The sequence below is a fragment of the Rhodomicrobium sp. genome (genome assembly GCF_047605405.1).
GTDB lineage: Bacteria > Pseudomonadota > Alphaproteobacteria > Rhizobiales > Rhodomicrobiaceae > Rhodomicrobium > Rhodomicrobium lacus.
Window position 1 is genome coordinate 1 of record NZ_JASGFR010000015.1, and the last position, 26,928, is coordinate 26,928.

The 26,928-nt window shown below is 63.9% G+C and carries 25 protein-coding genes; 15 read left to right on the forward strand and 10 right to left on the reverse strand.

What is annotated here, in order from left to right:
• Positions 1-752 precede the first annotated feature (752 nt).
• The 8 genes from QM659_RS07775 to QM659_RS07810 are packed head-to-tail and all read left to right on the forward strand — an operon-like array spanning position 753 to position 8,376.
• A complete protein-coding gene (locus QM659_RS07775) occupies positions 753-1,019 on the forward strand; it encodes a helix-turn-helix domain-containing protein (RefSeq protein ID WP_037236944.1) in 267 nt (88 codons plus the stop codon).
• A complete protein-coding gene (gene hyfB, locus QM659_RS07780) occupies positions 1,016-3,034 on the forward strand; it encodes a hydrogenase 4 subunit B (RefSeq protein ID WP_415187975.1) in 2,019 nt (672 codons plus the stop codon). The genes QM659_RS07775 and hyfB overlap by 4 nt, the downstream gene beginning before the upstream one ends.
• Positions 3,034-3,999: a respiratory chain complex I subunit 1 family protein gene (locus QM659_RS07785; RefSeq protein ID WP_415187976.1), complete on the forward strand. Its 966-nt coding sequence runs from the start codon at positions 3,034-3,036 to the stop codon at positions 3,997-3,999. The genes hyfB and QM659_RS07785 overlap by 1 nt, the downstream gene beginning before the upstream one ends.
• Positions 3,996-4,661, forward strand: a complete 666-nt coding sequence (locus QM659_RS07790) for a hydrogenase-4 component E (protein ID WP_245433944.1) — start codon at positions 3,996-3,998, stop codon at positions 4,659-4,661. Before QM659_RS07785 ends, QM659_RS07790 begins: the two co-directional genes overlap by 4 nt.
• Positions 4,658-6,094 carry a hydrogenase 4 subunit F gene (locus tag QM659_RS07795; RefSeq protein WP_415187977.1) on the forward strand — a complete coding sequence of 479 codons (1,437 nt, stop codon included), beginning with the start codon at positions 4,658-4,660 and terminating at the stop codon, positions 6,092-6,094. Before QM659_RS07790 ends, QM659_RS07795 begins: the two co-directional genes overlap by 4 nt.
• Positions 6,091-7,605: an NADH-quinone oxidoreductase subunit C gene (locus QM659_RS07800; RefSeq protein ID WP_415187978.1), complete on the forward strand. Its 1,515-nt coding sequence runs from the start codon at positions 6,091-6,093 to the stop codon at positions 7,603-7,605. The genes QM659_RS07795 and QM659_RS07800 overlap by 4 nt, the downstream gene beginning before the upstream one ends.
• Positions 7,606-7,615: 10 nt before the next feature.
• Positions 7,616-8,143: an NADH-quinone oxidoreductase subunit B family protein gene (locus QM659_RS07805; RefSeq protein WP_415187979.1), complete on the forward strand. Its 528-nt coding sequence runs from the start codon at positions 7,616-7,618 to the stop codon at positions 8,141-8,143.
• Positions 8,140-8,376 carry a sulfurtransferase TusA family protein gene (locus QM659_RS07810; RefSeq protein WP_415187980.1) on the forward strand — a complete coding sequence of 79 codons (237 nt, stop codon included), beginning with the start codon at positions 8,140-8,142 and terminating at the stop codon, positions 8,374-8,376. Before QM659_RS07805 ends, QM659_RS07810 begins: the two co-directional genes overlap by 4 nt.
• A gap of 2 nt (positions 8,377-8,378) precedes the next feature.
• Here QM659_RS07810 and QM659_RS07815 read toward each other — a convergent pair whose 3' ends face one another.
• A complete protein-coding gene (locus QM659_RS07815) occupies positions 8,379-9,143 on the reverse strand; it encodes a competence/damage-inducible protein A (RefSeq protein WP_415187981.1) in 765 nt (254 codons plus the stop codon).
• Positions 9,144-9,394: 251 nt separating this feature from the next.
• On the opposite strand from QM659_RS07815, the gene map reads away from it, so the two are divergent.
• Positions 9,395-10,228 (forward strand): type I methionyl aminopeptidase, encoded by an 834-nt coding sequence (gene map / locus QM659_RS07820; RefSeq protein ID WP_415187982.1) that lies wholly within the window; start codon positions 9,395-9,397, stop codon positions 10,226-10,228.
• Between the two features lie 35 nt (positions 10,229-10,263).
• Here the strand turns inward: map and QM659_RS07825 are convergent, their stop codons facing one another.
• Positions 10,264-11,253, reverse strand: a complete 990-nt coding sequence (locus tag QM659_RS07825) for an aldo/keto reductase (protein WP_415187983.1) — start codon at positions 11,251-11,253, stop codon at positions 10,264-10,266.
• Positions 11,254-11,359: 106 nt separating this feature from the next.
• Here QM659_RS07825 and QM659_RS07830 point away from each other — a divergent pair, with 106 nt between their 5' ends.
• Positions 11,360-12,199: a helix-turn-helix transcriptional regulator gene (locus QM659_RS07830; protein WP_415187984.1), complete on the forward strand. Its 840-nt coding sequence runs from the start codon at positions 11,360-11,362 to the stop codon at positions 12,197-12,199.
• Between the two features lie 9 nt (positions 12,200-12,208).
• Here the strand turns inward: QM659_RS07830 and QM659_RS07835 are convergent, their stop codons facing one another.
• Positions 12,209-13,111 carry a LysR substrate-binding domain-containing protein gene (locus tag QM659_RS07835; RefSeq protein WP_415187985.1) on the reverse strand — a complete coding sequence of 301 codons (903 nt, stop codon included), beginning with the start codon at positions 13,109-13,111 and terminating at the stop codon, positions 12,209-12,211.
• 95 nt (positions 13,112-13,206) lie between these two features.
• Here QM659_RS07835 and QM659_RS07840 point away from each other — a divergent pair, with 95 nt between their 5' ends.
• On the forward strand, positions 13,207-14,682 hold the full coding sequence (locus QM659_RS07840; protein ID WP_415187986.1) for a catalase: 1,476 nt from the start codon (positions 13,207-13,209) through the stop codon (positions 14,680-14,682).
• Between the two features lie 256 nt (positions 14,683-14,938).
• On the opposite strand, the gene QM659_RS07845 is transcribed toward QM659_RS07840, so the two are convergent.
• From QM659_RS07845 to QM659_RS07860, 4 genes are all read right to left on the reverse strand, one after another.
• Positions 14,939-15,409 carry a hypothetical protein gene (locus tag QM659_RS07845; RefSeq protein ID WP_415187987.1) on the reverse strand — a complete coding sequence of 157 codons (471 nt, stop codon included), beginning with the start codon at positions 15,407-15,409 and terminating at the stop codon, positions 14,939-14,941.
• Between the two features lie 158 nt (positions 15,410-15,567).
• Entirely contained in the window at positions 15,568-17,433 is a 1,866-nt protein-coding gene (gene cobT, locus QM659_RS07850; RefSeq protein ID WP_415187988.1) for a cobaltochelatase subunit CobT, read from the reverse strand.
• A gap of 102 nt (positions 17,434-17,535) precedes the next feature.
• On the reverse strand, positions 17,536-18,522 hold the full coding sequence (gene cobS / locus QM659_RS07855) for a cobaltochelatase subunit CobS (protein WP_127076392.1): 987 nt from the start codon (positions 18,520-18,522) through the stop codon (positions 17,536-17,538).
• 78 nt (positions 18,523-18,600) lie between these two features.
• Positions 18,601-19,245, reverse strand: a complete 645-nt coding sequence (locus tag QM659_RS07860; RefSeq protein WP_127076663.1) for a DnaJ domain-containing protein — start codon at positions 19,243-19,245, stop codon at positions 18,601-18,603.
• A 179-nt stretch (positions 19,246-19,424) separates the two neighbouring features.
• Here QM659_RS07860 and QM659_RS07865 point away from each other — a divergent pair, with 179 nt between their 5' ends.
• Both QM659_RS07865 and QM659_RS07870 read left to right on the forward strand, forming a co-directional pair.
• Positions 19,425-19,709, forward strand: coding sequence for a BolA family protein (locus QM659_RS07865; protein WP_303487906.1), 285 nt, complete (start codon positions 19,425-19,427; stop codon positions 19,707-19,709).
• A 23-nt stretch (positions 19,710-19,732) separates the two neighbouring features.
• Entirely contained in the window at positions 19,733-20,407 is a 675-nt protein-coding gene (locus tag QM659_RS07870; RefSeq protein WP_415187989.1) for an alpha/beta hydrolase, read from the forward strand.
• Between the two features lie 12 nt (positions 20,408-20,419).
• Here QM659_RS07870 and QM659_RS07875 read toward each other — a convergent pair whose 3' ends face one another.
• A complete protein-coding gene (locus QM659_RS07875) occupies positions 20,420-22,054 on the reverse strand; it encodes a CorA family divalent cation transporter (RefSeq protein ID WP_415187990.1) in 1,635 nt (544 codons plus the stop codon).
• A gap of 359 nt (positions 22,055-22,413) precedes the next feature.
• On the opposite strand from QM659_RS07875, the gene QM659_RS07880 reads away from it, so the two are divergent.
• Positions 22,414-23,142 carry a DUF1614 domain-containing protein gene (locus tag QM659_RS07880; protein WP_127076397.1) on the forward strand — a complete coding sequence of 243 codons (729 nt, stop codon included), beginning with the start codon at positions 22,414-22,416 and terminating at the stop codon, positions 23,140-23,142.
• Between the two features lie 16 nt (positions 23,143-23,158).
• Here QM659_RS07880 and QM659_RS07885 read toward each other — a convergent pair whose 3' ends face one another.
• Both QM659_RS07885 and QM659_RS07890 read right to left on the reverse strand, forming a co-directional pair.
• Positions 23,159-23,797: a TIGR02281 family clan AA aspartic protease gene (locus QM659_RS07885; RefSeq protein ID WP_127076398.1), complete on the reverse strand. Its 639-nt coding sequence runs from the start codon at positions 23,795-23,797 to the stop codon at positions 23,159-23,161.
• A gap of 62 nt (positions 23,798-23,859) precedes the next feature.
• Entirely contained in the window at positions 23,860-24,570 is a 711-nt protein-coding gene (locus QM659_RS07890; RefSeq protein ID WP_164729870.1) for a TIGR02281 family clan AA aspartic protease, read from the reverse strand.
• Between the two features lie 310 nt (positions 24,571-24,880).
• On the opposite strand from QM659_RS07890, the gene dnaG reads away from it, so the two are divergent.
• Complete coding sequence (gene dnaG / locus QM659_RS07895; protein ID WP_415187991.1) at positions 24,881-26,764, forward strand: DNA primase; 1,884 nt, start codon at positions 24,881-24,883, stop codon at positions 26,762-26,764.
• Positions 26,765-26,928: the final 164 nt, after the last annotated feature.

Here is a 26,928-nt window from a genome sequence, read left to right on the forward strand (position 1 = left end):
GAACGGGTGAACGGGTGAACGGGTAAGCATCGCGCGGGTCAACCGGGTGCCGCTATCCCGGTATTCCCTTCTCACCCGATACACTTTGCGAGCGCGCGCGCCCGGAAAAGTGTGCAGCGGTTTTCCGTCACGATGCGCGACACGACGACTAGATAGATAAATCAAAGCGGATACGCCCTGGAACTGCCGAACAGGTGCGCCGCGCCTCCCGCCACCGGACCGGGCGGGGAGATGCGGCAGCCCGCCCCGCGATAACGCTGTGCATGTTCATCCGGGCGGGAGCACGGCTCGATCGCGAGGACAACTCGCCGCCCCGCTCCCGGCTGTGCGCTGCATCGCTCCGAAGAGCCGCGCAATTCGCCCTCGGAAGACGCTGAACAGCGCCATGCCGCGCGTCTGATTGACGCAACGGCGCTCTCGGTCCCAAGCCTTCCAAAAGGATTTCGCCCCCCTGCGGGAGGAATCGAAGTGGAAAACGCCGTTCACCCCGATCACCGTTTTCCATCGAAATTGATGCTTGAGACATCAGCCTTAGGGGTTTAAATTCACAATCGTAGCCTTTGCGACCCGCAATCGCGAGGGTTTGCCTTCAGGATTTGGCGCGTTTTCGCCACGCGAAACAATTCGTTCGAAAGCGTCCTGAAAGCCTCGTGCGGCAAATCAAACGCGGTGCGGTTGTCGATCAGCTTCCCTGCGTCAAATCGAGTCCGATTTGACGGCGGGCCGATCCAGAGTTCGAGGGGGGAAGTTCGGTGCTTACCGGAGCCCAGTTGCGCGCTGCGCGCTCGCTTATCGGCATCGACCAGAAGACTTTGGCCGATCAGGCTGGCGTTTCCTTGCCGACCGTTCAGCGCATGGAAGCAAGTCCCGGCATCGTTCGCGGCGTGGTCGACAGCCTCACCAAGATCGTCGAAGCGCTGGATCGGGCGGGCGTGGAACTCATCGGCGAGGGAGCCGTATCGAGCGGCGGCGGACGCGGCGTTCGCCTCAAGAAGCCGCCGGAGAGGGCCGAGGAATGATCGGCGCGGACTGGCAGCTTCAGGCGCTTTTTGCCGCGCTCGCGATCTATGCCGGAGCAGCGCTCATTGCGGTTTTCGTGCCCCGGCGCTGGCTCGGTTTCGTCTACGTGGCCTCCATGATCGCGGCTTCGCTCGCCGTTGTTGCCGATGTTTCCGCCTTCTTCAGTGAAGTCACGCTGAAGGAGCACTTGCCGGTCGGCCTTCCGGGTGTCGGCCTCCACATTCGCCTCGACAAGCTTTCTGCCTTCTTCGGCTTCGTCGTGAATGTCGGCGTGCTCATGGCAAGCCTCTACGGCACGGGCATCAAGCGCGACGACCTTTCAAAGCGCGTGGAGCCGCTCTATCCCGCGTTTTGCGCCGCGATGAACGCCGTGCTCCTCGCCGACGACGCGTTCGGTTTCCTTTTCTTCTGGGAACTGATGTCGCTCTCGTCGTGGGCGCTCGTCGTCTCGCGGCATGCCGACCCCGACAGCCGCAAGGCGGGCTACGTCTATCTCATCATGGCGGCGGGCGGAACGATGGCGCTGCTGTTTGCCTTTGGCGGCCTCGCCGGTGCGTCCGGCGGCTACGCGTTCGACACGATGCGCGCGAGCCATCTGACGCCGCTGGTCTCGGCGCTGGTCCTCGGCGCAGCGCTGTTCGGCGCCGGGTCGAAGGCGGGCATCATGCCGCTTCACGCTTGGCTGCCGCTCGCCCATCCCGCCGCGCCGAGCCACGTTTCCGCGCTCATGAGCGGCGTCATGACGAAGGTGGCGATTTATGCGGTCATCCGCGTGGTTTTCGACCTGCTCGGCGATCCGCAATGGTGGTGGTCGCTGCCGTTCATCCTGCTCGGCGCGGCTTCGGCTGTCGGCGCACTCCTTTATGCCGTGCAGGATCAGGATCTGAAGCGATTGCTCGCCTACTCCACCATCGAGAATGTCGGCATCATCTTTGCCGGCCTCGGGCTCGCCATCGCGTTCAAATCGTCGAATATCCCGCCGGCGGCGGGGATCGCGCTCGCCGCCGCGCTGATTCATGCGTTGAATCACTCCTGGTTCAAGTCGCTTCTGTTTCTCGGCGCGGGCGCGGTATTGCACGCAACCGGTACGAAGCAACTCGACAGGCTCGGCGGCCTCATCCATCGCATGCCGAAGACATCGGCCTTCTGGCTTATCGGCGCGCTGGCCATCTCAGCGCTACCTCCTCTCAACGGCTTCGTCTCCGAATGGCTGCTGTTTCAGGCTGTGCTGACCGGGCCAGTCTTCCCTGAACCTATCCTGCGTTTCCTGTCGCCCGTGCTCGGCGCGATGCTGGCGCTCGCGGCGGGCCTCGCGGCCGCCTGCTTCGTGCGCGCTTTTGGGACCGTGTTCCTTGGCCGCCCTCGCAGCCCCGAGGCGGCAAACGCGCATGAAGCACCGTTCACGCAGACGCTCGCCATCGGACTGCTTGCCCTTCTCTGCATTCTCGGCGGCCTCCTTGGCGGGTTGACGGCGTTCGCGCTGAACCCGCTGCTCGTCGAGTACGCCGGAGGCGCCGCCGCGATCAACACGCAGACCGGCCCCACGCCCTTCTCGCTCATCGCCTTCGATCAGGGCCGCGCGATCTACGACGCGCCCATGATCGCGCTTTTTGTCGCCGTGTCGTCGCTCACAACCATGGCCGCCGTGCACCTGTTCGCCACGCGCAAGACGCGGCGCTCGCCCGCATGGGACTGCGGCTTCCCCGATCCTTCGCCAGCGACACAATATACCGCGTCGAGCTACAGCCAGCCGCTGCGCCGTGTCTATGGCGGGGTCGTCTACAGCGCGACCGAGACCGTCGAGATGCCGCCGCCCGGGAGCTTGCGCGAAGGTCACTTCCGCATCCGCTTTGCGGACTATCTATGGCGCTTTCTTTACGCCATGCCCGCCAAGGCGCTCTGGGCGCTTTCGGAGCGTTTCGACCACATCCACTACCTGACGATCCGCCGCTATCTCGTGCTGATGTTCTCCACGCTGATCGTGCTGCTCGTCATAACCGCGACGTTCATGTGATGCCCGCAACCGTTCAATCCTTCGTCGCTCAGGGCGCGCAAATGTTCTTCGTGCTGGCCATCGCGCCTGCGGTGACGGGCATCACGCGGAAGGTGAAGGCGCGCCTGATGCGACGGCGCGGGCCTTCCATATTCCAGCCCTATCGCGACCTGCTGAAGCTCGTGCGCAAGGAGTCCGTACTTGCGCCGAACGCGACGTGGTTTTTCCGTTCCGCGCCTTACATGATCTTCGCGTTTACCTGGGTTGCGGCGGCGCTGGTGCCGACGCTCGCTTCGGGGCTGATGTTCAACTGGGCCGCCGACGTCGTCGCCCTCGTCGCGCTGATCGGAGCGGCCCGCGCGCTGCTCGCGCTCGCCGCGATGGACGCAGGGACAGCCTTCGGCGGCATCGGCTCGTCGCGCGAAATGATGATCGCCTCGCTGGCAGAGCCCGCATCGCTTCTCGTCGCGCTCACCATCGCATTCGCGGCGGGCACCACGCGGCTGCCCGAAGTGGCGCAGTTTCTCATCTCGCAGCCGATCGAAATCCGCGTCTCCTTCGCGCTGGCCTTCGTCGCGCTCGTCATCGTGGCGATGGCGGAAAATGCCCGCATCCCGGTCGACAACCCCGCCACCCATCTCGAACTCACCATGGTGCACGAGGCGATGGTGCTCGAATATTCGGGACGCCACCTCGCCATGATCGAGGCCGCCGGACACCTGAAACTCACGCTCTACATTTCGCTCATCATCTGCCTGTTCCTGCCTTTCGGCATGGCGCCGTTCGACGGAAGCGCCGCTGCATGGGCCATCGGCATCGGCACCTATCTCGCCAAGCTCGTCCTGGCGGCCGTCGCGCTCGGCGTGTGGGAAGTCAGCATCGCGAAGATGCGCGTCTTCCGCATGAGCGAGTTCCTCGGCGGCGCATTCATCTTCGCCTTCCTCGCAATCCTGCTCGAATTCCTGTCCCGGGAGGTGCAGCGGTGACCAACGCCTATGACATCGCACACTTCCTTGCGGGCATGATGCTCGTCTGCAGCTTCACGCTCCTTTATCAGGATCGTATTCTTGCGGTGCTGAACACGTTTGCGGTGCAAGCGATCATGCTGTCGCTCGCCGTCGCCTGGCAGGGCTATGTCCGCAACGCGCCGGATCTGTTCATCACGGCGGCCATGGCTTTCGGCCTCAAGGGCATCATCATCCCCGTCGCGCTCAACCGCATGGTCGAGAAACTCGGCATCAAGCGTGACGTCGATCAGGTGGTCAATGTCGGCGTCGCCATGTTCCTCGGTCTCGGGCTGACGAGCCTCGCGCTCCTGCTCGTGCTGAAGGTCACGCCGGGCGCCGCGTCTTTCACGCGCGAAGGGCTGGCGCTGGCGCTCGCGATCATCCTGCTCGGCTTCCTCCAGATGATCCTGCGCCGCAATGCCGTGACGCAGATCGTCGGCTTCATGTCGATCGAGAACGGCCTCATCCTCGCGGCGACCGGCGCGCGCGGCATGCCGCTCGTGGTCGAGGTGAGCGTCGCGTTCTCCGTGCTCATCGCGCTGTTCGTCTTCGCGGTGTTCCTGTTCCGCATCCGCGAGCGCTTCGACAGCGTCGACGTGGAAAGCCTCGACAAGGTGAGAGCGGCGAGGGCGCATCGATGAACGAGGCCGTTTATGCCGTCGTTGGCATACCGTTCCTGTCCGCAATCCTGCTCGCGCTGAGCCCGAGCTATCGGCTGACCGCGCTCGGCAACGTGCTCGCATCGGGCCTCACCTTCGCGGCGGGGCTTTCCTTCCTCGCGCTGCCGCCCGTCACCGAGACCTATGTGATCCTCGACGACCTCAACAAGTTCTTCATCATCCTGAACACGCTCGTCGGCTTCACCACGTCGCTCTTCAGCCGCAGCTACATCCGTCACGAGATCGAAACCGGCCACCTCACGCCGCTGTTCGTGCGCTTCTACCATGCGATGTTTCAGGGAATGATGGGCGCGATGAACCTCGCGCTGCTCGCCAACAACATCGGCCTGATGTGGGTGGGCCTCGAATTCGCGACGCTCATGACCGTCATCATGGTGGGCATCTACCGCACGCCCGCAGCGCTCGAAGCCGCGTGGAAATACTTCATCCTCGGCATCGTCGGCATTTCGCTGGCCTTCTTCGGTACGATCCTCGTCTATCTCGCGGGACAGGGCGTTCTCGGCGAAGGCGAGGCGGCGATGACGTGGAGCGAGCTTCTCAAGATCGCGCCGCAACTCGACGCGCCGCTGCTCAACATCGCGTTCATCTTTCTGCTCGTCGGCTATGGCACGAAGGTCGGCCTCGCGCCGCTGCATGCGTGGCTGCCCGACGCCCACGCCGAAGGACCGACACCGATTTCAGCCGTGCTGTCGGGCCTGCTCCTCAACGTCGCGCTGTTCGCGCTGCTCCGCTTCAAGATGCTGATCGCGGCGAACCCGCACGCGCTCGAACCGGGGCCGATCCTCATCACCATGGGCCTCGTGTCGCTGATCTTCGCGGCGTTCATGCTCTACCAGCGGCAGGACATCAAACGGCTGTTCGCCTATTCCTCCATCGAGCACATGGGCCTCATCACCTTCGCCTTCGGCCTCGGCGGCCCGCTCTTGAACTTCGCGGCGCTGTTGCACATGGTGATGCACAGCCTCACGAAATCGGCGATCTTCTTCGCGGTCGGCCATGTCACGCAGGCGAAAGGCACGCAGGAGCTTTCCGCCATACGCGGGCTGTCGGTTTCGAACCCGGTGCTCTCGGTCGCGCTCGCGGCGGGGGTGATCGCAATTTCCGGGCTGCCGCCGTTCGGGGCGTTCATGAGCGAATTCCTGATTCTCACCTCCACCTTCGCGCGCGAGCCGTTGCTCGCCCTTGCGGTGGCATTCGGCCTGCTTGTCGCGCTGGGCGCGCTGCTCATGCGTCTTCAGGACATTCTCTTCGGCGAACCGACCACCCCCAATCATCCCGTCAGCGCGGCATCGGCGCCGATCTTCGTCCATCTGTCGCTGATCCTGATCGCGGGGCTGTTTCTGCCCCCCGCCGTCGTCGTCTGGTTCAAGCGCGCTGCGGAGACGCTCGGATGATCGCCCTGAACGAGAGAGGTGCCGATACGGAGCCGGTTGCGCTCGCCGACGCGATCCGCGCCGCGCTGCAGGTTCGCGCCGATGGTTTCGCACGCATCGAAGCAGACACGGCGCTTTGGATCGGCCTTGCCAGAGGCTGTGCCGCCGGCTGGCACGATCTCGGCGCGCTGTGGATCGACGATCACCACGTCCGCATGGCGCTTTGGGATGCCAGGGAGAACTGCCGCGCCATCGTCTCGCTCACGCTCAAGGCGGGCGCTTACCCGTCCGTCGGCCTCCATCATGCGCCAGCGCTGCGCCTCGAACGCGCGATGCGCGACCTCTACGGCGCGATACCGGAGGGCATTCCCGACGAGCGCCGCTGGCTCGATCACGGCGTCTGGCCGGGGCGGGAGCATGAGCCGGGCTATCATTTCCTCTTGGTCGATGGCAACGGCCTGCATCAGATCCCCGTCGGCCCGGTGCATGCGGGGATCATCGAGCCGGGGCATTTCCGCTTCACCGCCAACGGGGAGACGGTCGCGCGCCTCGAAGCGCGGCTCGGCTATGTGCACAAGGGCGTCGAAGCGCTGGCGCAAGGCGCGCCGGTCGAAAAGGCCGCGAGACTTGCCGCGCGCATGTCGGGCGACAGCACCGTCGCCTACAGCTTCGCGTTTTCGCGCGCGGTCGAGGCCGCGCTCGGCTGGGACGTGCCGCCGCGCGGACAAATCCTGCGCGGCGTGATGGCCGAACTCGAACGGCTCTCGCACCATGTCGGCGATGTCGGCGGCATCTGCAACGACGCAGCCGTCGCGGCGCTCCTCGCCCGCTGTTCGCTCATCCGCGAAGACATCCTGCGCTCACAGGATGCGCTTTTCGGCCATCGCCTGATGATGGACGCCGTCGTGCCGGGCGGCGTCGTCCGCGACATCGATGCGAGCGGCGCGGCGGCGATCCTCGCGCTGCTGGAGCGCATCGAGACGGGCTTCCATCGCGTGATCCGCGCCTACGACCAGTCGCCATCGCTGCAAAACCGCACGCACGGCACCGGCATCGTGGAGCCCGATTTCATCCGCCAGTTCGCGGCGGGCGGCTTCGTCGGCCGGGCCGGTGGACGCGCCTTCGACGCGCGCAGGGCCTTCCCCTATTCGCCTTACGATCTCGTCGCCTTCAAGGTGCCGACGCGCGAGGAAAGCGACGTGGACGCGCGCATCTGGATTCGCATCGAGGAAATCGCCGAAAGCGCCGCCATCATCCGCCAGTTACTGGGCCGCCTCGAAGACGGCCCGATCCGCGCTGCTCCTCCGCCTTTTCAGCCGGGCTCGGGCGCAGCGCTGGTGGAAGCCTTCCGCGGCGACCTGTTCGTTGCCGTGCGCATCGAGGACGAAGGCCGCATCGCACACATGCATGCGCGCGATGCCTCCTGGTTCCAGTGGCCGCTGCTCGAAACCGCGATCAAGGGCAACATCGTCGCCGACTTCCCGTTGTGCAACAAGTCGTTCAACTGCTCCTATTCGGGCGTGGATCTGTAAGGACACACCGATGCACATTCTCCTTCTCGATGCGCTCCTGAAAGGCCCAGCCACGGAACGCGCGCCCTCCGCGGATGAAGCGGCGGTGGCCGATCTCGCCCGCGCACTCGGGACCCGCGCCCGCGCGCGCCTTGGCCGGTCGCTCGCCATTCGCGAGGTCGACGCGGGCTCATGCAACGCCTGCGAACTCGAAATCCACGCGCTCGGCAACCCGGTCTACGATGTCGAGCGCTTCGGCCTCAAGTTCGTCGCATCGCCTCGCCACGCCGATGTATTGCTCGTGACCGGCGCCGTCTCCTGGAACATGCGCGAGGGGCTGGAACGCACCTATGCGGCGACGCCCGATCCGAAATGGGTCGTCGCGGCGGGTGATTGCGCGGCGGGCTGCGGTGTGTACTCCGAAAGTCATGCCTGCGCGGGTGCCGTGGCGAAAATCGTTCCCGTCGATCTTGCGATACCGGGTTGCCCGCCGACGCCAACCGACCTTCTGAAGGGGCTGCTGGCGCTCGTGGAAGGCGCGACGCGTTCCCCGCGATGACGGACACGATCACCATCGACACGCGCGGCCTTTCCTGCCCGTTGCCGGTTCTGCTCGCGAAGAAACACCTGCGCGCCATAGCAGGCGGCACGCTCGTGCACATCCTCGCAACCGATCCGCTCGCGCCGGAAGACTTCCGAGACTTCTGCCGCGTCTCCGGCTGCGTGTGGATCGGGTCGCGCGAAGCGGAAGACGGCGCGCTCGAAATCACGATCCGGCAGGCAAAAGGCTGACCTTACTTCCCGTCCGCCGGATCGCCGAAAACGGCGGCAAGCCGCGCCTCAAGGTCCGCTTTCGCCGCCGCAAGCCGCGCCTCGTCGACGGAGCGCAGCACAAGCGTCGTGCCGTAGCGCCCCTCGTCCATGAAGGGATAGCTGCCCATCGGCACATCCGGGAAGGTGCGCTGGCACGCTTCAAGCGGGGCCGCGACCGCGCCTTCGGGCCGGTCCACGCGCACCGAGACGGACAACATCTTCGCGCCCGTGCGAAGTCTCGGCGTTACCGCCTTCAGCATCGCCTGCATGATCGAGGGCACGCCCGCCATGACGATCACATTGCCGATCATGAAGCCGGGCGCCTTGGACACGGAGTTTTCGATCAGGTCCGCTCCAACGGGAATGCGCGCCATGCGCAGCCTGGCGGGCGTCATCTCGCCCTCGGGGATACGTTCGAGCAGCAGCGCGCGGGCGCGCTCATCGATGGGAAGCGCAACGCCGAAAGCCTTCGCAATGGCGTCGGCCGTGATGTCGTCATGCGTCGGGCCGATGCCGCCGGTGGTGAACACGTAGTCGTAAGCCGCGCGCAGCGCATCGACGGCTGCGATGATCGCGGGTTCTTCATCGGCCACGACCCGCACTTCCTTCAGCCGGATGCCGTTTTCGGTGCAGTGGTCGGCGATGGTGCCGATATTCTTGTCCTTGGTCCGCCCCGACAGGATCTCGTCGCCGATGACGAGCAGCGCGGCGGTGACTTCGGAAGCGGATACTGACGCGCCGGTCATGGGAGCCTCTTTGCAAGCGGTTTCGCGGAAACTAACAGGAAAGCGTGCCTCTCGCCATGGCGACACGCCCTGCAACGCGCCGCGCGACCGCGCAACGATCATGATCCGGCCATCAGATGTTGTGGGTTGGCCCGGCACCTGCCATATTGCGGGTTGAACATCTGGAGCGCTGCCCCCGGCTTGCCGGTGGACGGGTCCGGCGCAAGGATATCGACTGACCCATCGAGCGCGAGGGCGCGCGGGATCTTGGCATGAACGGATCGGATTACGGCGCGCCGGTGAGGCTCGCACAGGACAGCAAGATCAGGCTTTACGGGCCGGAAGCTTTTGAAGCCATGCGCAAGGCGGGGCAGCTTTGCGCGGTTGCGCTCGACCAGATCGCGGACCTTGTGAAACCCGGCGTCACAACGGAGTCCATCGACCAGTTCGTGTTCAACTTTGCGATGGACCACGGCGCCGTTCCCGCCACCCTCAACTATCGCGGCTATACGAAATCCACCTGCACCTCCCTTAATCATGTGGTTTGCCACGGGATTCCCGGCCCGCGCGTTCTCATCGAAGGCGACATCCTCAACGTCGACGTGACGCTGATCCTCGACGGGTGGCACGGCGACTCGAGCCGCATGTACACGGTCGGCAAGGTGCCGCGGAAGGCCGAGCGCCTGATCGAGGTGACGCACGAAGCCATGATGCGCGGCATTGCGGTCATCAAGCCGGGCGCACATGTCGGCGACATCGGCCACGCGATCCAGGTCTTCGCGGAAGCGGAGCGTTGCAGCGTGGTGCGCGACTTCTGCGGCCACGGCGTTGGCCGCGTCTTCCACGACAAGCCGAACATCCTCCATTACGGTGTGCCGGGCGAAGGCGTGATGCTTGAGGAAGGCATGATCTTCACGGTCGAGCCGATGATCAATCTCGGCAAGCCGCATGTGAAGATGCTGTCGGACGGATGGACGGCGGTCACGCGCGACCGCTCGCTGTCCGCGCAGTTCGAGCACACGGTTAGCGTGACGGCGACGGGCGTCGAGGTCTTTACCTACAGCCCCAAGGGCTATCATCAGCCGCCCTACCCCGTCGCGCAATGAGATGAAGGGAGCGCGGGCGCGCTCCCTTGCCTCGGCTACTTGTCGAGCAGATCGAGCAGCGCGGCGCTGCCGTAGCGTTCTCCCGACACCGCCCCGCGCGGAGCGGCCTCGTCGATCGCCGCAAGGTCTTCGGCGGTCAGGGCAAGCTGTGCCGCTTCGACGTTCTCTTCGAGATATCTGCGCCGCTTGGTTCCCGGGATCGGCACGATGTCCGGCCCTTGCGCCAGCAACCACGCGAGCGCAACCTGCCCCGCCGTCGCGCCCTTGGCCTTCGCGATTGCCTTCACCGCATCGACGATCCTGATATTGCGGTCGAAATTCTCGCCTTCAAAGCGCGGCTGCGTGCGACGGAAATCGCCCTCGGGATATTCCTCCGCCCGCTTGGCCGTGCCCGTGAGGAAGCCCCTGCCAAGCGGGCTATACGGTACGAAGCCGATGCCAAGCTCCCGGCAGGTCTGCAACACCTCGTCCTCGACGCCTCGCTCCCAAAGCGAATATTCGCTTTGCAGCGCCGAAACCGGAAACTCCCTGTGCGCGCGGCGCAGCGTTGCGGGCGACGCTTCCGACAGGCCGATATAGCGCACCTTGCCCGCGCGGACGAGATCGCCCATCGCCCCCACCGTCTCTTCGATCGGGACGTTCACGTCGACGCGGTGCTGGTAATAGAGGTCGATGTGGTCGACGCCGAGACGCTTCAGCGACTCGTCGCAGACCTTCTTCGCATGCTCCGGGCGGCCGTTGGCCTTGAATTCGCGGGCGCCGTCCTTGATCACGAAGCCGAACTTCGTTGCAATGATCGCCTCGTCGCGTCGGTCTTTCAGCGCGCGCCCCACCAGCACTTCGTTCGTGAAAGGCCCATACATTTCAGCCGTGTCGAACAGCGTGATGCCGAGGTCGAGCGCGCGGTGAAGAACCGCGATGCTTTCGGCTTCGTCAGCCGCACCATAGGCGTAGCTCATGCCCATGCAGCCGAGGCCAAGGGCGGACACTTCGAGCCCTTGCGTTCCGAGTTTGCGCTTTTCCATGAAAGGCTCCTTTCTTTATTGCCTCGACGCCATCCTAACCATGCTGCATAATGTTACTAGGCCACAGTTTATACTGGTATTGGCGCTAACAGGATGACGGATTGCCATGTCGCTCGCTCACGCAGGATATGACCGCCGCCCGCTCGGCGAGTTTCTTCAATCGCGGCGCGCACGGCTGGACCCGTCAGACTGCGGTTTTCCGGCGGGCCGCCGCCGCACGCCCGGCCTGCGCCGTGAGGAGGTCGCGCAACTCGCGGGTGTCAGCGTGACATGGTACACGTGGCTCGAACAGGGCCGCGAAATTCAGGTCTCGACGCAAACCCTTGAAGGCATCGCGCGGGCGCTGCGGCTCGACCGTGCCGAGCGCGAGCACCTGTTTCTTCTGGCGCAAGGGCGCCCGCCAGCAATGGCCGAATGGCGGCCTCGCGAGGTCACGGCAGCGCTCCAGCGCATGCTCGACGGGCTCGCCTATTCGCCTGCCTATATCCGAACGAAGCGCTGGGACATCGTCGGCTGGAACCGCGCCGTTGCGCTGACCTTTGCCGATTACGGCGCGATGGCGCCGCATGAGCGGAACTCGATCCGTCTCGTCTTCACGCACCCCGCGTGGCGGACGCTGATGGTCGACTGGGAGGCGGACGCCAGGAAGGCGCTCGCCATCTTCCGCGCCGATTTCGCGCGCGCGGGCAACGATCCGCGTTTTCTGGAACTCGTGGACGAACTCGACCGCCTCAGCCCCGAGTTTCACCAGTGGTGGCCGCGCCACGACGTGCGCAATCACGGCGAGGGCGTGAAGGCCGTGCGCCATCCGAAGGTCGGCCTGATGTCGCTCGAATACACGGCCTTCATCGTGGAGAGCGACCCGGACCTGCGCATGGTGGTTTACACGCCCGCGCCAGGTTCGGACACGGCGGACAAGATCGCGCGGCTGGTCGACGGCGACTGACCCCGCCGATCATTGGCTCTGTCCGGCGTCCAGCGCCGCCACAATCCGTCCAAGCTCGCGAAAATCCGCCTTGCGTGGAGACGATGTCCGCCAGGCGAGGCCGATGGTCCGATGCGGGACCGGCGGCGCAAAGCGCATCAGCCGCACGCCGGGCCGCGCTTCGACGGCAAGGCTCATGCGCGGCAGGAGCGTCACGCCGAAGCCGCCCGCCACCATCTGCACCAGCGTCGAAAGGCTCGTCGTGCCCATCGTGTCGAGCTTGCCCGCGCGGTTCAGAGAGCACACGCTCAGCGCCTGATCGCGCAGGCAATGGCCTTCTTCGAGAAGCAGAATGCGTTCATTGACGAACATGTCCGGCGAGGCAAGCGCCCCCTCGGGCACCACGCGGCTTTCCGGCACGGCGAACACGAACTCGTCCTCGAACAGCGGGAGGGTTTCGATGTCGGGGAGATCGACGGGAAGCGCCAGCAGCACCGTGTCGAGCCGTCCGCCCGCGAGGTCGGCGAGGAGGTGTCCCGTCTGGCTTTCGCGCAGTTCGACGTCGAGATCGGGATAATCCTCGCGAAGCACGGGCAGCAGACGCGGAAGCATATACGGGGCCACGGTAGGAATGACGCCGATCCGAAGCGCGTGGGACAACGGCGCGTCACCTTGTTGCGCGGATGCCTCAAGATCGCGAACGGCGGCCAGGATCGACGCCACGCGGTGCGCGGCTTCCTCGCCCTCGCGGGTGAGCTTCGCGCCTGTACGCGTGCGTTCGATCAGAGCCGTCCCGAGTTCGCGCTCAAGCTCTTGTATCTGCATGGAAAGCGCGGGCTGCGTTACGGCACAGGCTTCCGCCGCGCGGCCGAAATGCAGCGAGCGGGCGAGCGCATCGAAATAACGAAGCTGTTTCAGCGAGATATTTGCCATTAGATAAGCTTATCGCAACTTCAGATAATGCGAATAGCCCTGATTGAGCTATCTGGTTAAGTTCGAGCAATTCTAAACAGGGAGCAAGCAAACAAATGGCCGACAAACCCATTTTGACGACGACGGCGGGCGCTCCGGTTCCCGACAACCAGAATTCTCTGACCGCGGGCGAGCGCGGCCCGGTGCTTCTGCAAGACGTCCACCTGCTCGAAAAGCTCGCGCATCAAAATCGCGAACGCATCCCCGAACGCGTGGTGCATGCGAAGGGCTGGGGCGCGCATGGTACGTTCACCGTGACGAACGACATCACGAAATACAGCCGTGCAAAGCTGTTCTCCGATGTCGGCAAGAAGACCGATGTCATCGCGCGCTTCTCGACGGTGGCGGGCGAACTCGGCGCCGCCGATGCCGAACGCGACGTGCGCGGCTTCTCGGTGAAATTCTACACCGAGGAAGGCAACTGGGATCTCGCCGGCAACAACACGCCCGTCTTCTTCGTCCGCGATCCGCTGAAATTTCCCGACTTCATTCACACGCAGAAGCGCCACCCGAAGACGAACCTGCGCTCGCCGACGGCGATGTGGGATTTCTGGTCGCTGTCGCCCGAAAGCCTGCATCAGGTGACGATCCTGTTCTCGGATCGCGGCATCCCGGTCGCGCCGCAGTTCATGAACGGCTACGGCTCGCACACTTACTCCTTCATCAACGCACAGAATGAACGCTTCTGGGTGAAGTTCCATTTCAAGACGCTGCAAGGGCACCGCCATTACACCAATCGCGAGGCGGAAGACGTGGTCGGCAAGGATCGCGAAAGCTATCAGCGCGAACTGTTCGGCACCATCGACCGTGGCGACTTCCCGAAATGGCGCCTTTTCGTGCAGATCATGCCGGAGACCGACGCCGACAAGACGCCGTATAATCCCTTCGACCTCACGAAAGTCTGGCCGCATGGCGACTTTCCGCTGATCGAGGTCGGCATCCTCGAACTGAACCGCAACGCCGACAATTACTTCGCGGAGATCGAGCAACTCGCCTTCTCGCCGTCGAATGTGGTGCCCGGCATCGGCCACAGCCCCGACAAGATGCTGCAGGCGCGCGTGTTTTCCTATGCGGATGCGCACCGCTATCGCCTCGGCACCCATTACGAGGCGCTGCCGGTGAACGCGCCGAAGTCAGGCGTGCATCACTATCACAAGGATGGCGCGATGCGCTTCTTCGGTGGCCAGACCGGCAATGTCGACGCCTTTTACGAGCCGAATTCGTTCGGTGGCGCGGCGGAAGCACCGCAATATCGCGAACCGCCGCTCAGGATATCGGGCGACGCGGACCGCTACAATCACCGCATCGGCAATGACGATTACAGCCAGCCGCGCGCGCTGTTCCGGCTGTTCGACGCGGAGCAGAAGGAACGGCTGTTCAGTAACATCGCCGAAGCCCTGCAAGGCGTGCCGGTAGAAATCGTGAAGCGGCAGGTCGTGCACTTTTACAGGGTCGATCCGGAGTACGGGCTGGGCGTTGCGGCCAAGGTCGGCCTCGCCCCGGAGGACGTGCAACTCAAGGCGGCGGAGTAGCCACGGGGAGGCTGGGCCACGACTTTTGGCCCGGCCTCAAAATTTTATGCGAATGACACTTATCAAACGCTCGATAAGGGTCTATGTTGTTGTTACACATGGTCTTACACGGATGGCGCCGTCTTTCAGCCATTAGCCGGTGACGTCCAGCAGATCACGTGTCCGTGGTTGCGGTTTTTCTCAAGAAATGCCCCGGAGGCTCAGGCTTTCCGGGGCCTTTTATTGTGGAGCACCGGCCTTGCCCATCGGCGGGGCTTCAAAGCAGAATGGCCATGATCCCCTGAAACGACAGGACCGCGCTGACCGCGCCGACGCCGACCGAGATGAAAAATTCCACCCGCGTCGGGCTGAACCACGCTCGCCGCATCACGTTTACCGGTCCGAGCGGCAGAAGCGGACATACGCGCGCCTGATCCTGCGGTTGACGCGTCTTCAGAAAGGCGATCAGTTCATCCGGTCGGTATCCTGACGCTTCGGGATAGGCGCATTTCCGCTCCATCGGGAAGCGCGGATCGTATCGCCAGATCAGAAGATCGCGGGCGCTCGCGTTCAGGAGAAAATCGAGATCGTCGCGCGGAATGACTGGAACGCCGTCGCGGTCCGGCACGAGCCTCAGCGCCGCCGGCGTATTTTGCACGGTCCAGCGATGCGGCTTGAAAGGTCGAAAGTTTTGCCCCGTGGCAGCGAGCGTCGCCGAGGCGTCCAGCGTAGCGGCAATGTCGGTCATGTGGCCCTCCCGTGGTCTTGGGCCTTCAAGATCGGAAAAGATGCTTGCGTGTGGCTCGCCCCAGGCTGGTTATCCCCAAAAGGACAATCATAGGTTGCTGCCCGACACTCATGGTGCGGCGCTAAATCGGAAACGCCGCCGCTTTCAAATCCGCCGCTCTAATGGAACCTGCCGCGCGCGCCGGTGCCGCGCCCGCGCTCGGCGAACAGTTCGGCGAGTTTCTCCGTCATCGCGCCCGCGAGTTCTTCGGCGTCCGAGATCGTCACCGCGCGGCGATAATAGCGCGTCACGTCGTGGCCGATGCCGATGGCGATGAGTTCCACAGGCGAGCGCGTCTCGATTTCATGGATCACCTGCCGGAGATGCTTCTCCAGATAAGTGCCGGAGTTCACCGACAACGTCGAATCGTCCACCGGCGCCCCGTCCGAAATCATCATCAGGATGCGCCGCTGCTCGGGGCGCGCCAGCATGCGCGAATGCGCCCAGGTCAACGCCTCGCCATCGATGTTTTCCTTCAGAAGCCCCTCGCGCATCATCAGGCCGAGATTGCGCCGCGCGCGCCGCCACGGCATGTCCGCGGCCTTGTAGATGATGTGGCGCAGGTCGTTGAGGCGGCCGGGCTGCGACGGCTTTCCGGCGGCGAGCCATTGTTCGCGGGCCTGTCCGCCCTTCCACTGCCGCGTCGTGAAGCCGAGGATCTCCACCTTCACGCCGCAACGCTCCAGCGTGCGCGCGAGGATGTCGGCGCAGCACGCCGCGACCATGATCGGCCTCCCGCGCATCGAGCCGGAATTGTCGATGAGGAGCGTGACCACCGTGTCGCGAAATTCGGTGTCGCGCTCGCGCTTGAAGGACAGCGGCTGAAATCGGTCGGTGACGACACGCGACAGCTTCGCGGTGTCGAGGAGGCCTTCTTCGAGGTCGAAGTCCCACGAGCGGTTCTGCTGCGCAAGAAGACGGCGCTGAAGGCGGTTCGCAAGACGGCTGACGGCCACCTGAATCACGGCGAGTTGCTTGTCGAGGAAGGCGCGCAGGCGTTCGAGTTCGTCAGCGTCGCAAAGCGATTCCGCGGGCACGAACTCATCGAAACCGCGCGTGTAGACCTTGTAGCCGAAATCGCCCGGCGCATCGAGAACCGACATATTGGGCCGCCGCGAGGAATGCGGCTGTTCCTTGCCTTCTGTTTCGGACGGCTTGTAATCCTTCTCGGTGATGTCGGCGGCGTCGGCTTCATCGTCCGCCTCCGAACCTTCAGCGTCGTCCGCCTGCGCTTCGGAAGCCTGCGAGCTTTGATCGCTTTCCTCTTGCGTGCTCTCGCCGGGATTGTCCTCGTTCTTCTGCTCGTCCGCGTCGGCCTTCTGCTCCGTCTCCGGGTCTTCGACGGGTGCTTCCATCAATTGCAGCGCGACGAGCACATCACGCGTGAGCTTGGCGAACGCAGCCTGATCGGCGACGGTGGTATCGGCGCGGTCGAGGATATTGCCCGCGCGCTCATTCACCCAGTCGCGCCACACATTGACGATGCCGTTCGCGCCGCGCGGCGGCTTCTGCCCCGTGAGCCGTTCGCGCACCATGAGCGAAAGAGCGTCGGCGAGCGGCGCGTCCTGCCGGTCGATGTCGCGATCGGGGAAACGCTCGTAGATCGCGGCGAGCTTGGCATCGAGATTCTTCGCCACGCCCTTCATGCGGAGCGACCCGAGCGCCTCCACGCGCGCGCGCTCCATCGCGTTGTAAACCAGGCGGGCGTCGCCGGAGGGCGGCGCATAGGCGTTGTGCAGTTTCTCGTCGTGCGCCGAGATCATGAGCGCGAGCGAATCCGAATAGCCGCGTATGATCGCGATTTCCTTTTTCGTGATCGCGCGGCTCGGCAGCGGCAGACGCACCGTCTTGCCGTCGAAGCCGGGCGTCTCGGGGCCGAACGTGACGTTCACGGACTTGTTCTCCGCCAGCGACCGCGTCGCGAGCGAAACCGCCCGCTTGAACGGCTGGATCGGATCGGCCTTCCTCTTCGGAGTGTTCGGCATGGGCGTAGCCTTCAAGGCGCTTTATCGGTCTTGCCGGAAAGCGGCGTGCCGCTCCCGGATCTTGTTTGCGCGGCCCGGATGCCGCTGCCGCGCCCGCGGCGCTCAGGCGAGCGCGATATTGGCGGTCGACGCGGGCAGTTCCTCGCCGAAGCAGCGCTGATAGAACTCGGCCACGAGACCGCGCTCCAACTCGTCGCATTTGTTGAGGAAGCTCAGCGTGAACGCGAAGCCCACATCGCCGAAGATCGTCGCGTTTTCGGCCCAGGTGATGACCGTGCGCGGGCTCATGACGGTGGAGAGATCGCCGTTCACGAAAGCCGTGCGTGTCAGTTCAGCCACGCGCACCATATTGCCGACGGTGCGGCGGCCGACGTCGCTCTCGTAGCCCTTCGCCTTGGCGACCACGATATTCACCTCGTCCTCGTAAGGCAGATAATTGAGCGTGACGACGATCGACCAGCGGTCCATCTGGCCCTGATTGATCTGCTGCGTACCGTGGTAGAGGCCCGACGTGTCGCCAAGCCCGATGGTGTTCGTGGTGGCGAAAAGGCGGAAGGCGGGATGCGGACGGATCACGCGGCTCTGGTCGAGCAGCGTCAGCTTGCCCGACACTTCGAGCACGCGCTGGATGACGAACATCACGTCGGGGCGTCCCGCGTCGTATTCGTCGAACACGAGCGCGGTGTTCGACTGCAACGCCCACGGCAGGATGCCTTCGCGGAATTCCGTGATCTGCTGGCCGTCGCGCACCACGATGGCGTCCTTGCCGACGAGATCGATCCGGCTCACGTGGCTGTCGAGATTGATGCGGACGCACGGCCAGTTGAGCCGCGCCGCGATCTGCTCGATATGTGTCGACTTGCCGGTGCCGTGATAGCCCTGGATCATCACGCGGCGATTGTAGGCAAAGCCCGCGAGGATCGCGAGGGTCGTCTCGCGGTTGAAAAGATAGTCGGTATCGAGATCGGGCACATATTCGGAGGCTTGCGAATACGCCGGAACCTCCATGTCGCTGTCGATGCCGAACACCTGACGGACAGAAACTTTCATGTCGGGCAGGCCCGCCAGGCCTGCTTCACCGTTGGTCATGGCTTCCCCTCGGGATTGTTTTCGTGCCAGCGCTTCCCCGGCTTGCCATCCGGTCGGGCCGCCCGCCAGAGATCGGCACTAGCGAACGAGACCGGACTGCTTCAGATAATTATAGGCTGCGAGCACTTCGCGGAAGCGATCCTCGGAACTGCGATCCCCGCCGTTGTGATCGGGATGGTGAAGTTTTACAAGGGCCTTGAACTGAATCTTGATGTCGTCGGGTGAGGCGGTCTCGTCAAGGTTAAGCGCCTGAAGATGTTTCAGCGCGCCCTTCGACACTGCGCGACGTTGTTTGAGCGCTTCGGCGGATCGCGCCTGCTCGCGCCCGCGCACCCGTTTCAGGAGTTCGAACGGATCGCTGGCTGCCGCTGCGGCGGCCGCATCGCGCGCGGCGTGAAGCTCCGGCGCATCGTGACCGTGCACGCCCATCGACCAGGTGGGACGATGACCGGTGGCCGCAGACTTCTGGAAGTCCGCGACATCTTCGTCTTTCATGCCCGCGAAATAGTCGTAGGTCTTGTTGTACTCGACGACATGGTCGCGGCAGAAATAGTAATATTCTCCTTCGGCGTCCCGGCCCTTGGGAGCCTTGTGCGGTCCAGGTTTCGTGCACCCGCGCCACTGGCACGTGCGCGGAGCCGCGGCGGCGGGCTTGTCGGCACGCCCGCGACCGCGCCCCTTGGTCACGCGGATGCTGTCGAAATATTTCGAGTCGAGCTTCATGCGGAAACGAGTGTCGCCTGCCGGAACCAGGTTCTGTGCGGATGCTTCCGGCTTCACATCCACACTCAACCGCAGTATGCGGCCAGCTGCAACTCCTTACAAGGTCTTGACAGAACGCCAAATCGTACCTCGTAAATTGTAGCAAGAATTGCGCCTGTGTATTCGAGGCTGGAGGTTCGATGTCCGTCGAAAAGTCTATCCGAGAGAAACTGGAAAATGCGTTTCTTCCGACGGCTCTCGCCATTGAAAATGAATCCGGCAAGCACGCTCATCATGTCGAGCAGCAAGGGCGCGCCGGTCCGTCCGGCGAAACGCATTTTCGCGTGCGCATCGTGTCGGCAGCCTTCGAGGGAAAAAGCTCGGTCGAGCGCCATCGCGCGGTGAACGCGGCCCTTGCCGAAGAACTTGCCGGCCCGGTCCACGCTCTCGCCATCAAGGCGCTGACGCCCGCCGAAACCGCGTAATCGATCAAGCTCCCGGAGACGACATGTCAGCGACCGTATCGCAAGCCGTTCTCGACGGCCCTCGCCTTGCCCCTGCCTCGGGCGGAGCGGCGCGGCAACTCGTGATCTTCCTGCACGGCTACGGCGCCGACGGCAACGACCTCATCGGCCTCGGCCGCGAATGGGCGCCGCTTCTGCCGGACGCCGCTTTCGTCTCGCCCGACGCGCCGGAATCGATCCCCGGCTATTTCGGCGGGCGGCAATGGTTCGCGCTCACGACACGGAGCGAAAGGGAGTGGGAAGAGGGCGTCCGCAACGCCGAGCCTGCGCTTGCCGCCTTCGTCGAGGCAGAGGCGAAAAACGCCGGGCTGCCGCTGTCGAAGGTTGCGCTGGTCGGCTTCAGCCAGGGCACGATGATGGCGCTGCAAGCCGGATTGCGCCTGCCGGAGCCGGTGGCGGGCATCGTCGGCTTTTCGGGCCATCTCGCGGGCGCGGCGCGGCTCGCCGGTGAGATCAAGGCGAAGCCGCCGGTTCTGCTGCTCCACGGATCGGCGGATGAAGTGATCCCCGTCGACGCGATCCACCTCGCGCGCGAAACGCTGGCAGCCGCCGTCGTGCCGGTGCAATGGCAGATCCGCCCCGGCCTCGGGCACGGCATCGACGGGCACGGCCTCCTTGCGTCGGGCCAATTCCTGCGGACCTGCTTCGGCCTCGCCTAGCGGAAGCGCCCGTCAGAACGGCGGCTCTTCGCGGTCGCGCTGGTTCTCGCCGGACAGCTTGTCGAAGAGATCGGTCAGGCGTCTCGAATAGATAATGGTGAGGCCAACGAATATCGTGACGGCGACCAGCACGGCGAAGAAATATTCGACACGGAAAGACATGGACTCCTCGGCGTAGGCGATCAGGTTCATGCCGAGGAAGCCTGTCACGATGGTGCCGATGAGGCCGACCGTGGTGACGACCGTGAGCCGGTGCATCGAAGCGTTCTGTTTGCGGAGCGCGTTGCTGTCGAGATACTTCACGAGATCGAAGAGTTCGCTCCGGACCTCGGCAAAAAGCGCGTCGATGGCGAGATGTTTGCGCAGCATGCGGAACAGGTCGCGGACATGCGCGCGGCCGGAAAGCTCCGTGAAGAAATAGCGTTGCGAGAAGCGCAGGAAATTCTCCTGCAGGAGCAGCGTCTCGTCGCGGAAAGCCATGCGCGAGTCGGGCTTCGTCGGATCGAGCCGCTTCAGCGTCGCAACGAGCTGATCCGAGATCATCAGGAGCGACGCCTTGTGAAAGTGGGCGACGAGGAACAGCCGGAAATACTGATGCCGGAACTGGCTCAACAGGCCGCGCTGGTCGTCCGTCAGGCTCGGATTGTCGCCCGCCGAAACGATGGCGAAGGCTTCGCCGGAGGTCAGGAAGCGCGTTTCGAGTTCCGGCGCGTCGAGGCCGCCCGAATACATGCGGTCGTAGACGTGGTTCGCCTCGAACTTCTGCACGAAGCGTTTGGAATAGGGCATGATGCCGGTCTTCGACGGCCGTGTCGCGAGCGTGAGCGCGATGTAATCGCGCTTCGTCAACACGTCGAGCGACGGCAGCGTGATATAGGTCATCACCGGCATTCGATAATATTCTATCTCGCGGAACCTGAGGCGGCCCGTGTCGCTCGACGCCGCGTTCACGATGGGCGACAGCACGAATTCCCAGTGCCGCGCGATGCAGGGCGAACGGCGGGTGCCGACGAAGTCGATATAACGTTCGCGGTCTTCATAATCCGACGCACTTAGAACGGCGCCGGCCTCGTCGAGCCATTCGACGCGGGCCGCGCAGTGGACGGGCTGGCCGTCCTTCGTCCACCCGGCCGGATAGGCTCGCCCGAAGGTTTGCGTCACACCCTGCGCTATTTCGAGCGGAATGTTCTCGGCCCCGATCTCGCAGACGAGAATGGCCGTGTTCACCTCATAGAAGAAATACAGGTCGATATGCGAAACATCGCAGATCACGGGGGTCGCGCCGCGCTCCGTCGTGATGCGCACCTTCTTGATGTCGCTGCGCCGATAGACCTTCATCGGCAGGTCGCCGGGATTCTTCCGCGCGGCATCCGGGGCGTCGCCATACAGAAAGCGCTGCGCGTGCGGGAGGAACGAGATGAACTCGCGGTAATGCCGCTCTTCGAAATGATCGCCGCCGAACGGCCCTGCGGACCGCCACGGCGTGTCTTCGCTCTCCTTGTCGAACAGCGCGCCGCAGCCTCCGAATCCGCTCTTCTCGCCCGAGGTGACGATCTGGAGCGGCCAGAGCACGATTTCGCGAAAATGCTGCGCCATGCGCGCGGGACGCGTTTTCGCTTCCTCGGGAAGCATCACCTTGTCTTGCATGCGAACCTGCGGCCTTCCTGAAACTCGCGAGAAGCTAAACCAGATTCAGGACGGTTTCACGAAACGAACGCGTGGCCGTTCGAAATAATTCGCGTGATCGGCATCATCCGGTCGTAAGGGCCGGGGTGCGCTCGAAGGCTCGTGGGTTCTCAACGATTTTCTCAGCCCCGTGGCTTAGCATGGCTCCCGGGAAGCGCTTCCGACGAGACGCGCACTTTTTGTCGAAAGGGCGGTCACCGGACTGTGGCGGCGGTGTCCTCGCGCGTCCGCGACGCGAACGTCAGGCCGTCGACGGATCGAGATCAACCCTTCGCACGTTTCCAGAAAGGGCCGTGCGCCCCAGCCGCAAGGAAGACGCAATGCTTTCGAGCCATCTCGACTACCTGCCGGTATCCAGCGAACTGTACATCGCGCTGATGGGCGCCCTGCTCGTCCTTGGCGTTCTCATCAAGATCGGCCTGATCCGCTACGTCTATACCCGCCTCGGTATCACGCCACTGTCGGCCATCCTGCTGCTGCTGGCGAGCCTCGCAGGCTCTTATGTCAACATCCCGCTCGCGCATTTTCCCGGCGAAACGGTGGTCGTGCGCCAATATGTGGACTTTTTCGGCATGGAAGTCGCGTTGCCGAAAGAGGTCGACTGGCCTGGAACCATCATCGCCATCAACATCGGCGGCGCGGTGATTCCGATCCTTCTGTCGTTTTATCTTCTGGTGACGAACAGGATCTGGCTGCCGAGCATCCTGGCTACGGCCATCGTCAGCGCCGTCTGCTACATGGTTGCCGAGCCTGTCCCCGGTGCCGGCATCATGATCCCGATCTTCATTCCGCCACTGTTCGCCTGCGCCGCCGCGCTGATCGTGGCCTGGAGCAAGGCGCCCTCCGTCGCCTATGTCAGCGGCAGTCTCGGCACGCTCATCGGCGCCGATCTTCTCAACCTCGACGAGATCCGAAAGATCGGCACGCCGGTCGCCTCCATCGGCGGAGCCGGGACGTTCGACGGCATCTTCGTGACGGGCATCTTCGCCGTGCTGCTCGCGAGCCTCGTTGGCGCGATCAGCGAGCGGCGCGCCGCCCAGCGCGCCTGAAGCCGCGAGACCGACGCTATTCGATCATCGTCAGCTTCGAGCCGTTCAGCTCGAAGCCCGAGAGCTGCTTGATGAAGCTCATGCCGAGCAGGTTCTGAGCCATGCGGCCGGGCTCTGCCACCACGGCCTGAACGTCGCGCACCGTGATATCGCCGATACGCACCTGATCGAGGGTCACGGAAGCCACACGCGCCACACCGTTCGCGGTTGTAGACCGCCCGTTGAACCGCAGGGATTGCGGCTGAAGGCCGAGCTTTTGCGCCGTCTCATAGGACAGCGCGACATAGGTCGCGCCCGTGTCGGTCATGAACTCGACCTGCTGGCCGCGGATGGACGCCATCGCGTGAAAATGGCCGTAGTCGTTGGCGCTCAGCACAACCTTGCGCGCGGTCGCTGCCTGATCGGCTTGCCCCGCGTTGATCGTCCCGCGCAAGGGCAGCGATGAAGCCGTCAACACGCGCGTGTTGAAGCGGGACACTCCCGGCGATGTCTGTTCGAAACTGAAAAGATGCGAGAACCCGGCATCGTTCGCCGCTTGCCGAACGCGTTCGTAGAGCGGCTCAAACGAATGGAACGTGGCGTAGGCTCCAACCAACGCAACCGACCAGACGAAGAGTTCCTTCGCGATCAATCGCTGAAACGACCGGCTTTCCATCGGCGGCTACCATTCCCCGTAACGACCGGCACCGCGATGAAAGTGGGGGCGCGCGCCTCGCCCTAACTCTTCATCATGAGCCTGTTCCCTGAGAATTCATAAGACCGCAATCGGCTTAAAAAACTCATACCGAGAAGGCTCTGATGCAGCGCTCCGGGACGCGTTATAAGCGCATCGACCTTTTCGAGCGTCACAGCGCCGAGCGAGACCTTGTCGAGCTTCACGCGAGCGGCGAAAGCGCGGCCGTTGGCCGTATCGACAGGCACGGTATAATCGAGCGCGCTGAGGAGGATGCCCGCGCGGCGCGCATCCTCGGGGCGAAGAACGACCGTGGATGCGCCGGTGTCGACGATCATGCGGACCGCTTTGCCGTTCACCTGCACCTTGGCGATGAAATGGCCGTCGCCCTGCCGCCTGACCGACACCACGGCGCCCTTGCCCGTGCCTTCCGTACCGGGCGAAACCGTCTGCACCGTGCCGGGGTTGAGTTCCTCGACAACGCGGTCGCGTACCTCGCCCAGTTCCGTCCGATAGGTATAAAGAGAGATGACGACAAGAAAGATCGCCGCCCAGCTTCCGAGGGCCTTGAGCGCGTCGCCCACGCGTCCGGCGGTGAGCCGCGTAACCCCCGCCATCAGGAAGATGAGAAGTGCGAGGAGTGCGGCGACGCGCGGAAATTCGTCGCGCGGAAGGCCGGCGATGGTGTCGCCGTCGCCTGTCAGCAGGTAGAGCGCGAAACTGACGGCCAGAAGCCCTATCGCCAGGAAAATCATCGAACCAACCATCTTTCAACGCGTGCAATATGGAGGATATCGCGGAAAAGTCAGCCCCCCGTCGCCCAAACAAGCGAAGCCTCGCGCGAATCGATCCATATTCCCCGCGCAGCCTATCCGTTCCGCGCTGCGGCGAGAACAGAATGCGTATCGGAGCGAATTTGACATTTGTGTCCGGGTTGCGGAAAGCTCTCGCTCGAACGTCGAATGCTCATTCCCGTCAGATAAAACCTTGTGGCCTTGTGGTTCCGGTCTGCCCGCAAGGGTGCCGCAAAGGTAAGCAAATGTTGGAATCGGACCTCTAGTCAGCATGCGTTATCCGCCCGACCTGCTCGATGAAATCCGAAGCCGCTTGCCCGTCAGCCGCGTCGTGGAGCGGCGCGTGAAGCTGAAGCGGCAGGGCCGCGAATATATCGGCTTGTCTCCGTTCAAGACCGAGCGCTCGCCTTCCTTCACGGTGAACGACCACAAGGGCTTCTACCACTGCTTTGCGACAGGTGAGCACGGCGACATCTTCGCGTTCCTGATGAAGGTCGAAGGTCTCTCCTTCCCCGAAGCGGTGGAGCGGCTCGCGGCCGAAGCGGGGGTTATGCTTCCGGAACCCGAGCCCGTGGACGCGGTGAAGGAGAGCCACGAAAACCGCGTGCGGGCGGCGCTGGAAGAGGCATGCCGATTTTTCGAGGTGGCGCTGTCGAGCCTCGACGGGACGGCAGCTCGCGCCTATCTCGAAAAGCGCGGCGTCGGCGCGGCGGAGATCGCCGCATTTCGGCTCGGTTTCGCGCCTGACTCAAAGACGCGGCTGAAGCAGCATCTTTCGGCCAAGGGCTTTACGCTCGCGGAGATGCAGGACGCCGGGCTCCTCATTCACGGCGACGATATTCCGGTTCCCTACGACCGTTTTCGCGGCCGCCTCATTTTCCCGATCACTGACACAAAACGCCGCGTCATCGCGTTCGGCGGTCGTGCGCTGCAACCCGATCAACAGCCGAAATACCTGAACTCTCCCGAGACTTTGCTCTTCCACAAGGGCCATGTGCTCTTCAATCATGCCGCCGCGCGCGATGCGTCGAAGGCCGGGCGCGCCGTGATCCTGGCCGAAGGCTACATGGACGTGATCGCGTTGGCCCGCGCCGGCTTCGCGAACGCGGTCGCGCCGCTCGGCACCGCGCTCACCGCCGATCAGCTTCGGCTTTTATGGGCGATGTCGCCGCTTCCGACGCTCTGCTTCGACGGCGACGCGGCGGGCCGCAAGGCCGCCCATCGCGCGCTCGATACCGCGCTTCCGTTCCTCGAACCGGGCCGCTCGCTGCAATTCGCCTTCCTGCCCGAAGGCCGCGACCCGGACGACATGGTGTCGAGCGGCGCACGGGACGCGCTGGCGAAGCTTCTGGCCGAACCGCTGCCCTTTATCGACGTGCTCTGGTCGCGCGAGGCCGAAAAGCATGCCCTCGACACGCCCGAACAGCGCGCGAGCTTCGAGGCGCGCCTCACCGAGGCCGCGCAGAAGATCGAGCACAAGAGCCTTCGCTTTCATTATCTGGCCGGGTTCCGAGAACGGCTTCGCGGCATCGGCCACAAAAGCGGCGGTCTGCCGCGTCCGCGCGCCGATGCAGAGAGCTGGCGCACCCGCTCCATGCTCGCGCCGACCGGCGGCGCCCGCAAGCAGCGCCCCGCGGCCGCCGGTCGCTCCATGCTTCCACAGCGCACGAGCGAGCTTCTGTCCAGCCCGCTGGCGCAGGCGGCAGCGCCCGTGACCGCGCCTAGGGAAGCCGTCATCATCGGCGCCATTCTCACCCATCCGTGGCTGATCGATGACCATATGGAGGAGATCGCTCGGATTCCGTTTGTGGATGCAGATTGCAACCGTCTCCGCGACGCTGTGTTAACCGTGCATCAGATTGATGAATCGCTTGACAACAAAAAATTGTTAGAGCACCTCTCAAAGGAGGGCTATGAGGCGGAGCTTGAGCGCCTAGATAAGGCGTGCGCTTACAAGGCTGATCCACATTTCGCGCCGGATGCAGAAAAAGAGCAGGTCCAGGAGGGCTGGCGTCATGTCATGATGCTTCATGACAAGGCAGGCGTTCCGAGTTCGCTGCTGGAGGCGGAGAATGAATGGATGAGCGACCAGTCCGACGAAAATGCGGTTCGGCTCATTGCCGTGAAACAACAGGTTGAAATTGTGTCGTCTTAATCAACTCGCCTATATTGCGAGCGACACAAACATTCACCAGATAGTATATGAGGCGCGTGGCAGGGCGGAAAACGAGCTTCATGGGTAACGGCGCATTAAGCACAGCCACGTATTTCTGCAAGTGGTTCGATGATCCTGGATCGCAGGCTCTCCAGCGAGCGCCG

Bases quoted from the DNA above. Each gene is read 5' to 3' on its own strand.
- hyfB (WP_415187975.1), top strand. From the start codon at position 1,016: ATGATCGGCGCGGACTGGCAGCTTCAGGCGCTTTTTGCCGCGCTCGCG.
- QM659_RS07785 (WP_415187976.1), top strand. From the start codon at position 3,034: ATGCCCGCAACCGTTCAATCCTTCGTCGCTCAGGGCGCGCAAATGTTC.
- QM659_RS07795 (WP_415187977.1), top strand. From the start codon at position 4,658: ATGAACGAGGCCGTTTATGCCGTCGTTGGCATACCGTTCCTGTCCGCA.
- QM659_RS07800 (WP_415187978.1), top strand. From the start codon at position 6,091: ATGATCGCCCTGAACGAGAGAGGTGCCGATACGGAGCCGGTTGCGCTC.
- QM659_RS07805 (WP_415187979.1), top strand. From the start codon at position 7,616: ATGCACATTCTCCTTCTCGATGCGCTCCTGAAAGGCCCAGCCACGGAA.
- QM659_RS07810 (WP_415187980.1), top strand. From the start codon at position 8,140: ATGACGGACACGATCACCATCGACACGCGCGGCCTTTCCTGCCCGTTG.
- QM659_RS07815 (WP_415187981.1), bottom strand. From the start codon at position 9,143: ATGACCGGCGCGTCAGTATCCGCTTCCGAAGTCACCGCCGCGCTGCTC.
- map (WP_415187982.1), top strand. From the start codon at position 9,395: ATGAACGGATCGGATTACGGCGCGCCGGTGAGGCTCGCACAGGACAGC.
- QM659_RS07825 (WP_415187983.1), bottom strand. From the start codon at position 11,253: ATGGAAAAGCGCAAACTCGGAACGCAAGGGCTCGAAGTGTCCGCCCTT.
- QM659_RS07830 (WP_415187984.1), top strand. From the start codon at position 11,360: ATGTCGCTCGCTCACGCAGGATATGACCGCCGCCCGCTCGGCGAGTTT.
- QM659_RS07835 (WP_415187985.1), bottom strand. From the start codon at position 13,111: ATGGCAAATATCTCGCTGAAACAGCTTCGTTATTTCGATGCGCTCGCC.
- QM659_RS07840 (WP_415187986.1), top strand. From the start codon at position 13,207: ATGGCCGACAAACCCATTTTGACGACGACGGCGGGCGCTCCGGTTCCC.
- QM659_RS07845 (WP_415187987.1), bottom strand. From the start codon at position 15,409: ATGACCGACATTGCCGCTACGCTGGACGCCTCGGCGACGCTCGCTGCC.
- cobT (WP_415187988.1), bottom strand. From the start codon at position 17,433: ATGCCGAACACTCCGAAGAGGAAGGCCGATCCGATCCAGCCGTTCAAG.
- cobS (WP_127076392.1), bottom strand. From the start codon at position 18,522: ATGACCAACGGTGAAGCAGGCCTGGCGGGCCTGCCCGACATGAAAGTT.
- QM659_RS07860 (WP_127076663.1), bottom strand. From the start codon at position 19,245: ATGAAGCTCGACTCGAAATATTTCGACAGCATCCGCGTGACCAAGGGG.
- QM659_RS07865 (WP_303487906.1), top strand. From the start codon at position 19,425: ATGTCCGTCGAAAAGTCTATCCGAGAGAAACTGGAAAATGCGTTTCTT.
- QM659_RS07870 (WP_415187989.1), top strand. From the start codon at position 19,733: ATGTCAGCGACCGTATCGCAAGCCGTTCTCGACGGCCCTCGCCTTGCC.
- QM659_RS07875 (WP_415187990.1), bottom strand. From the start codon at position 22,054: ATGCAAGACAAGGTGATGCTTCCCGAGGAAGCGAAAACGCGTCCCGCG.
- QM659_RS07880 (WP_127076397.1), top strand. From the start codon at position 22,414: ATGCTTTCGAGCCATCTCGACTACCTGCCGGTATCCAGCGAACTGTAC.
- QM659_RS07885 (WP_127076398.1), bottom strand. From the start codon at position 23,797: ATGGAAAGCCGGTCGTTTCAGCGATTGATCGCGAAGGAACTCTTCGTC.
- QM659_RS07890 (WP_164729870.1), bottom strand. From the start codon at position 24,570: ATGATTTTCCTGGCGATAGGGCTTCTGGCCGTCAGTTTCGCGCTCTAC.
- dnaG (WP_415187991.1), top strand. From the start codon at position 24,881: ATGCGTTATCCGCCCGACCTGCTCGATGAAATCCGAAGCCGCTTGCCC.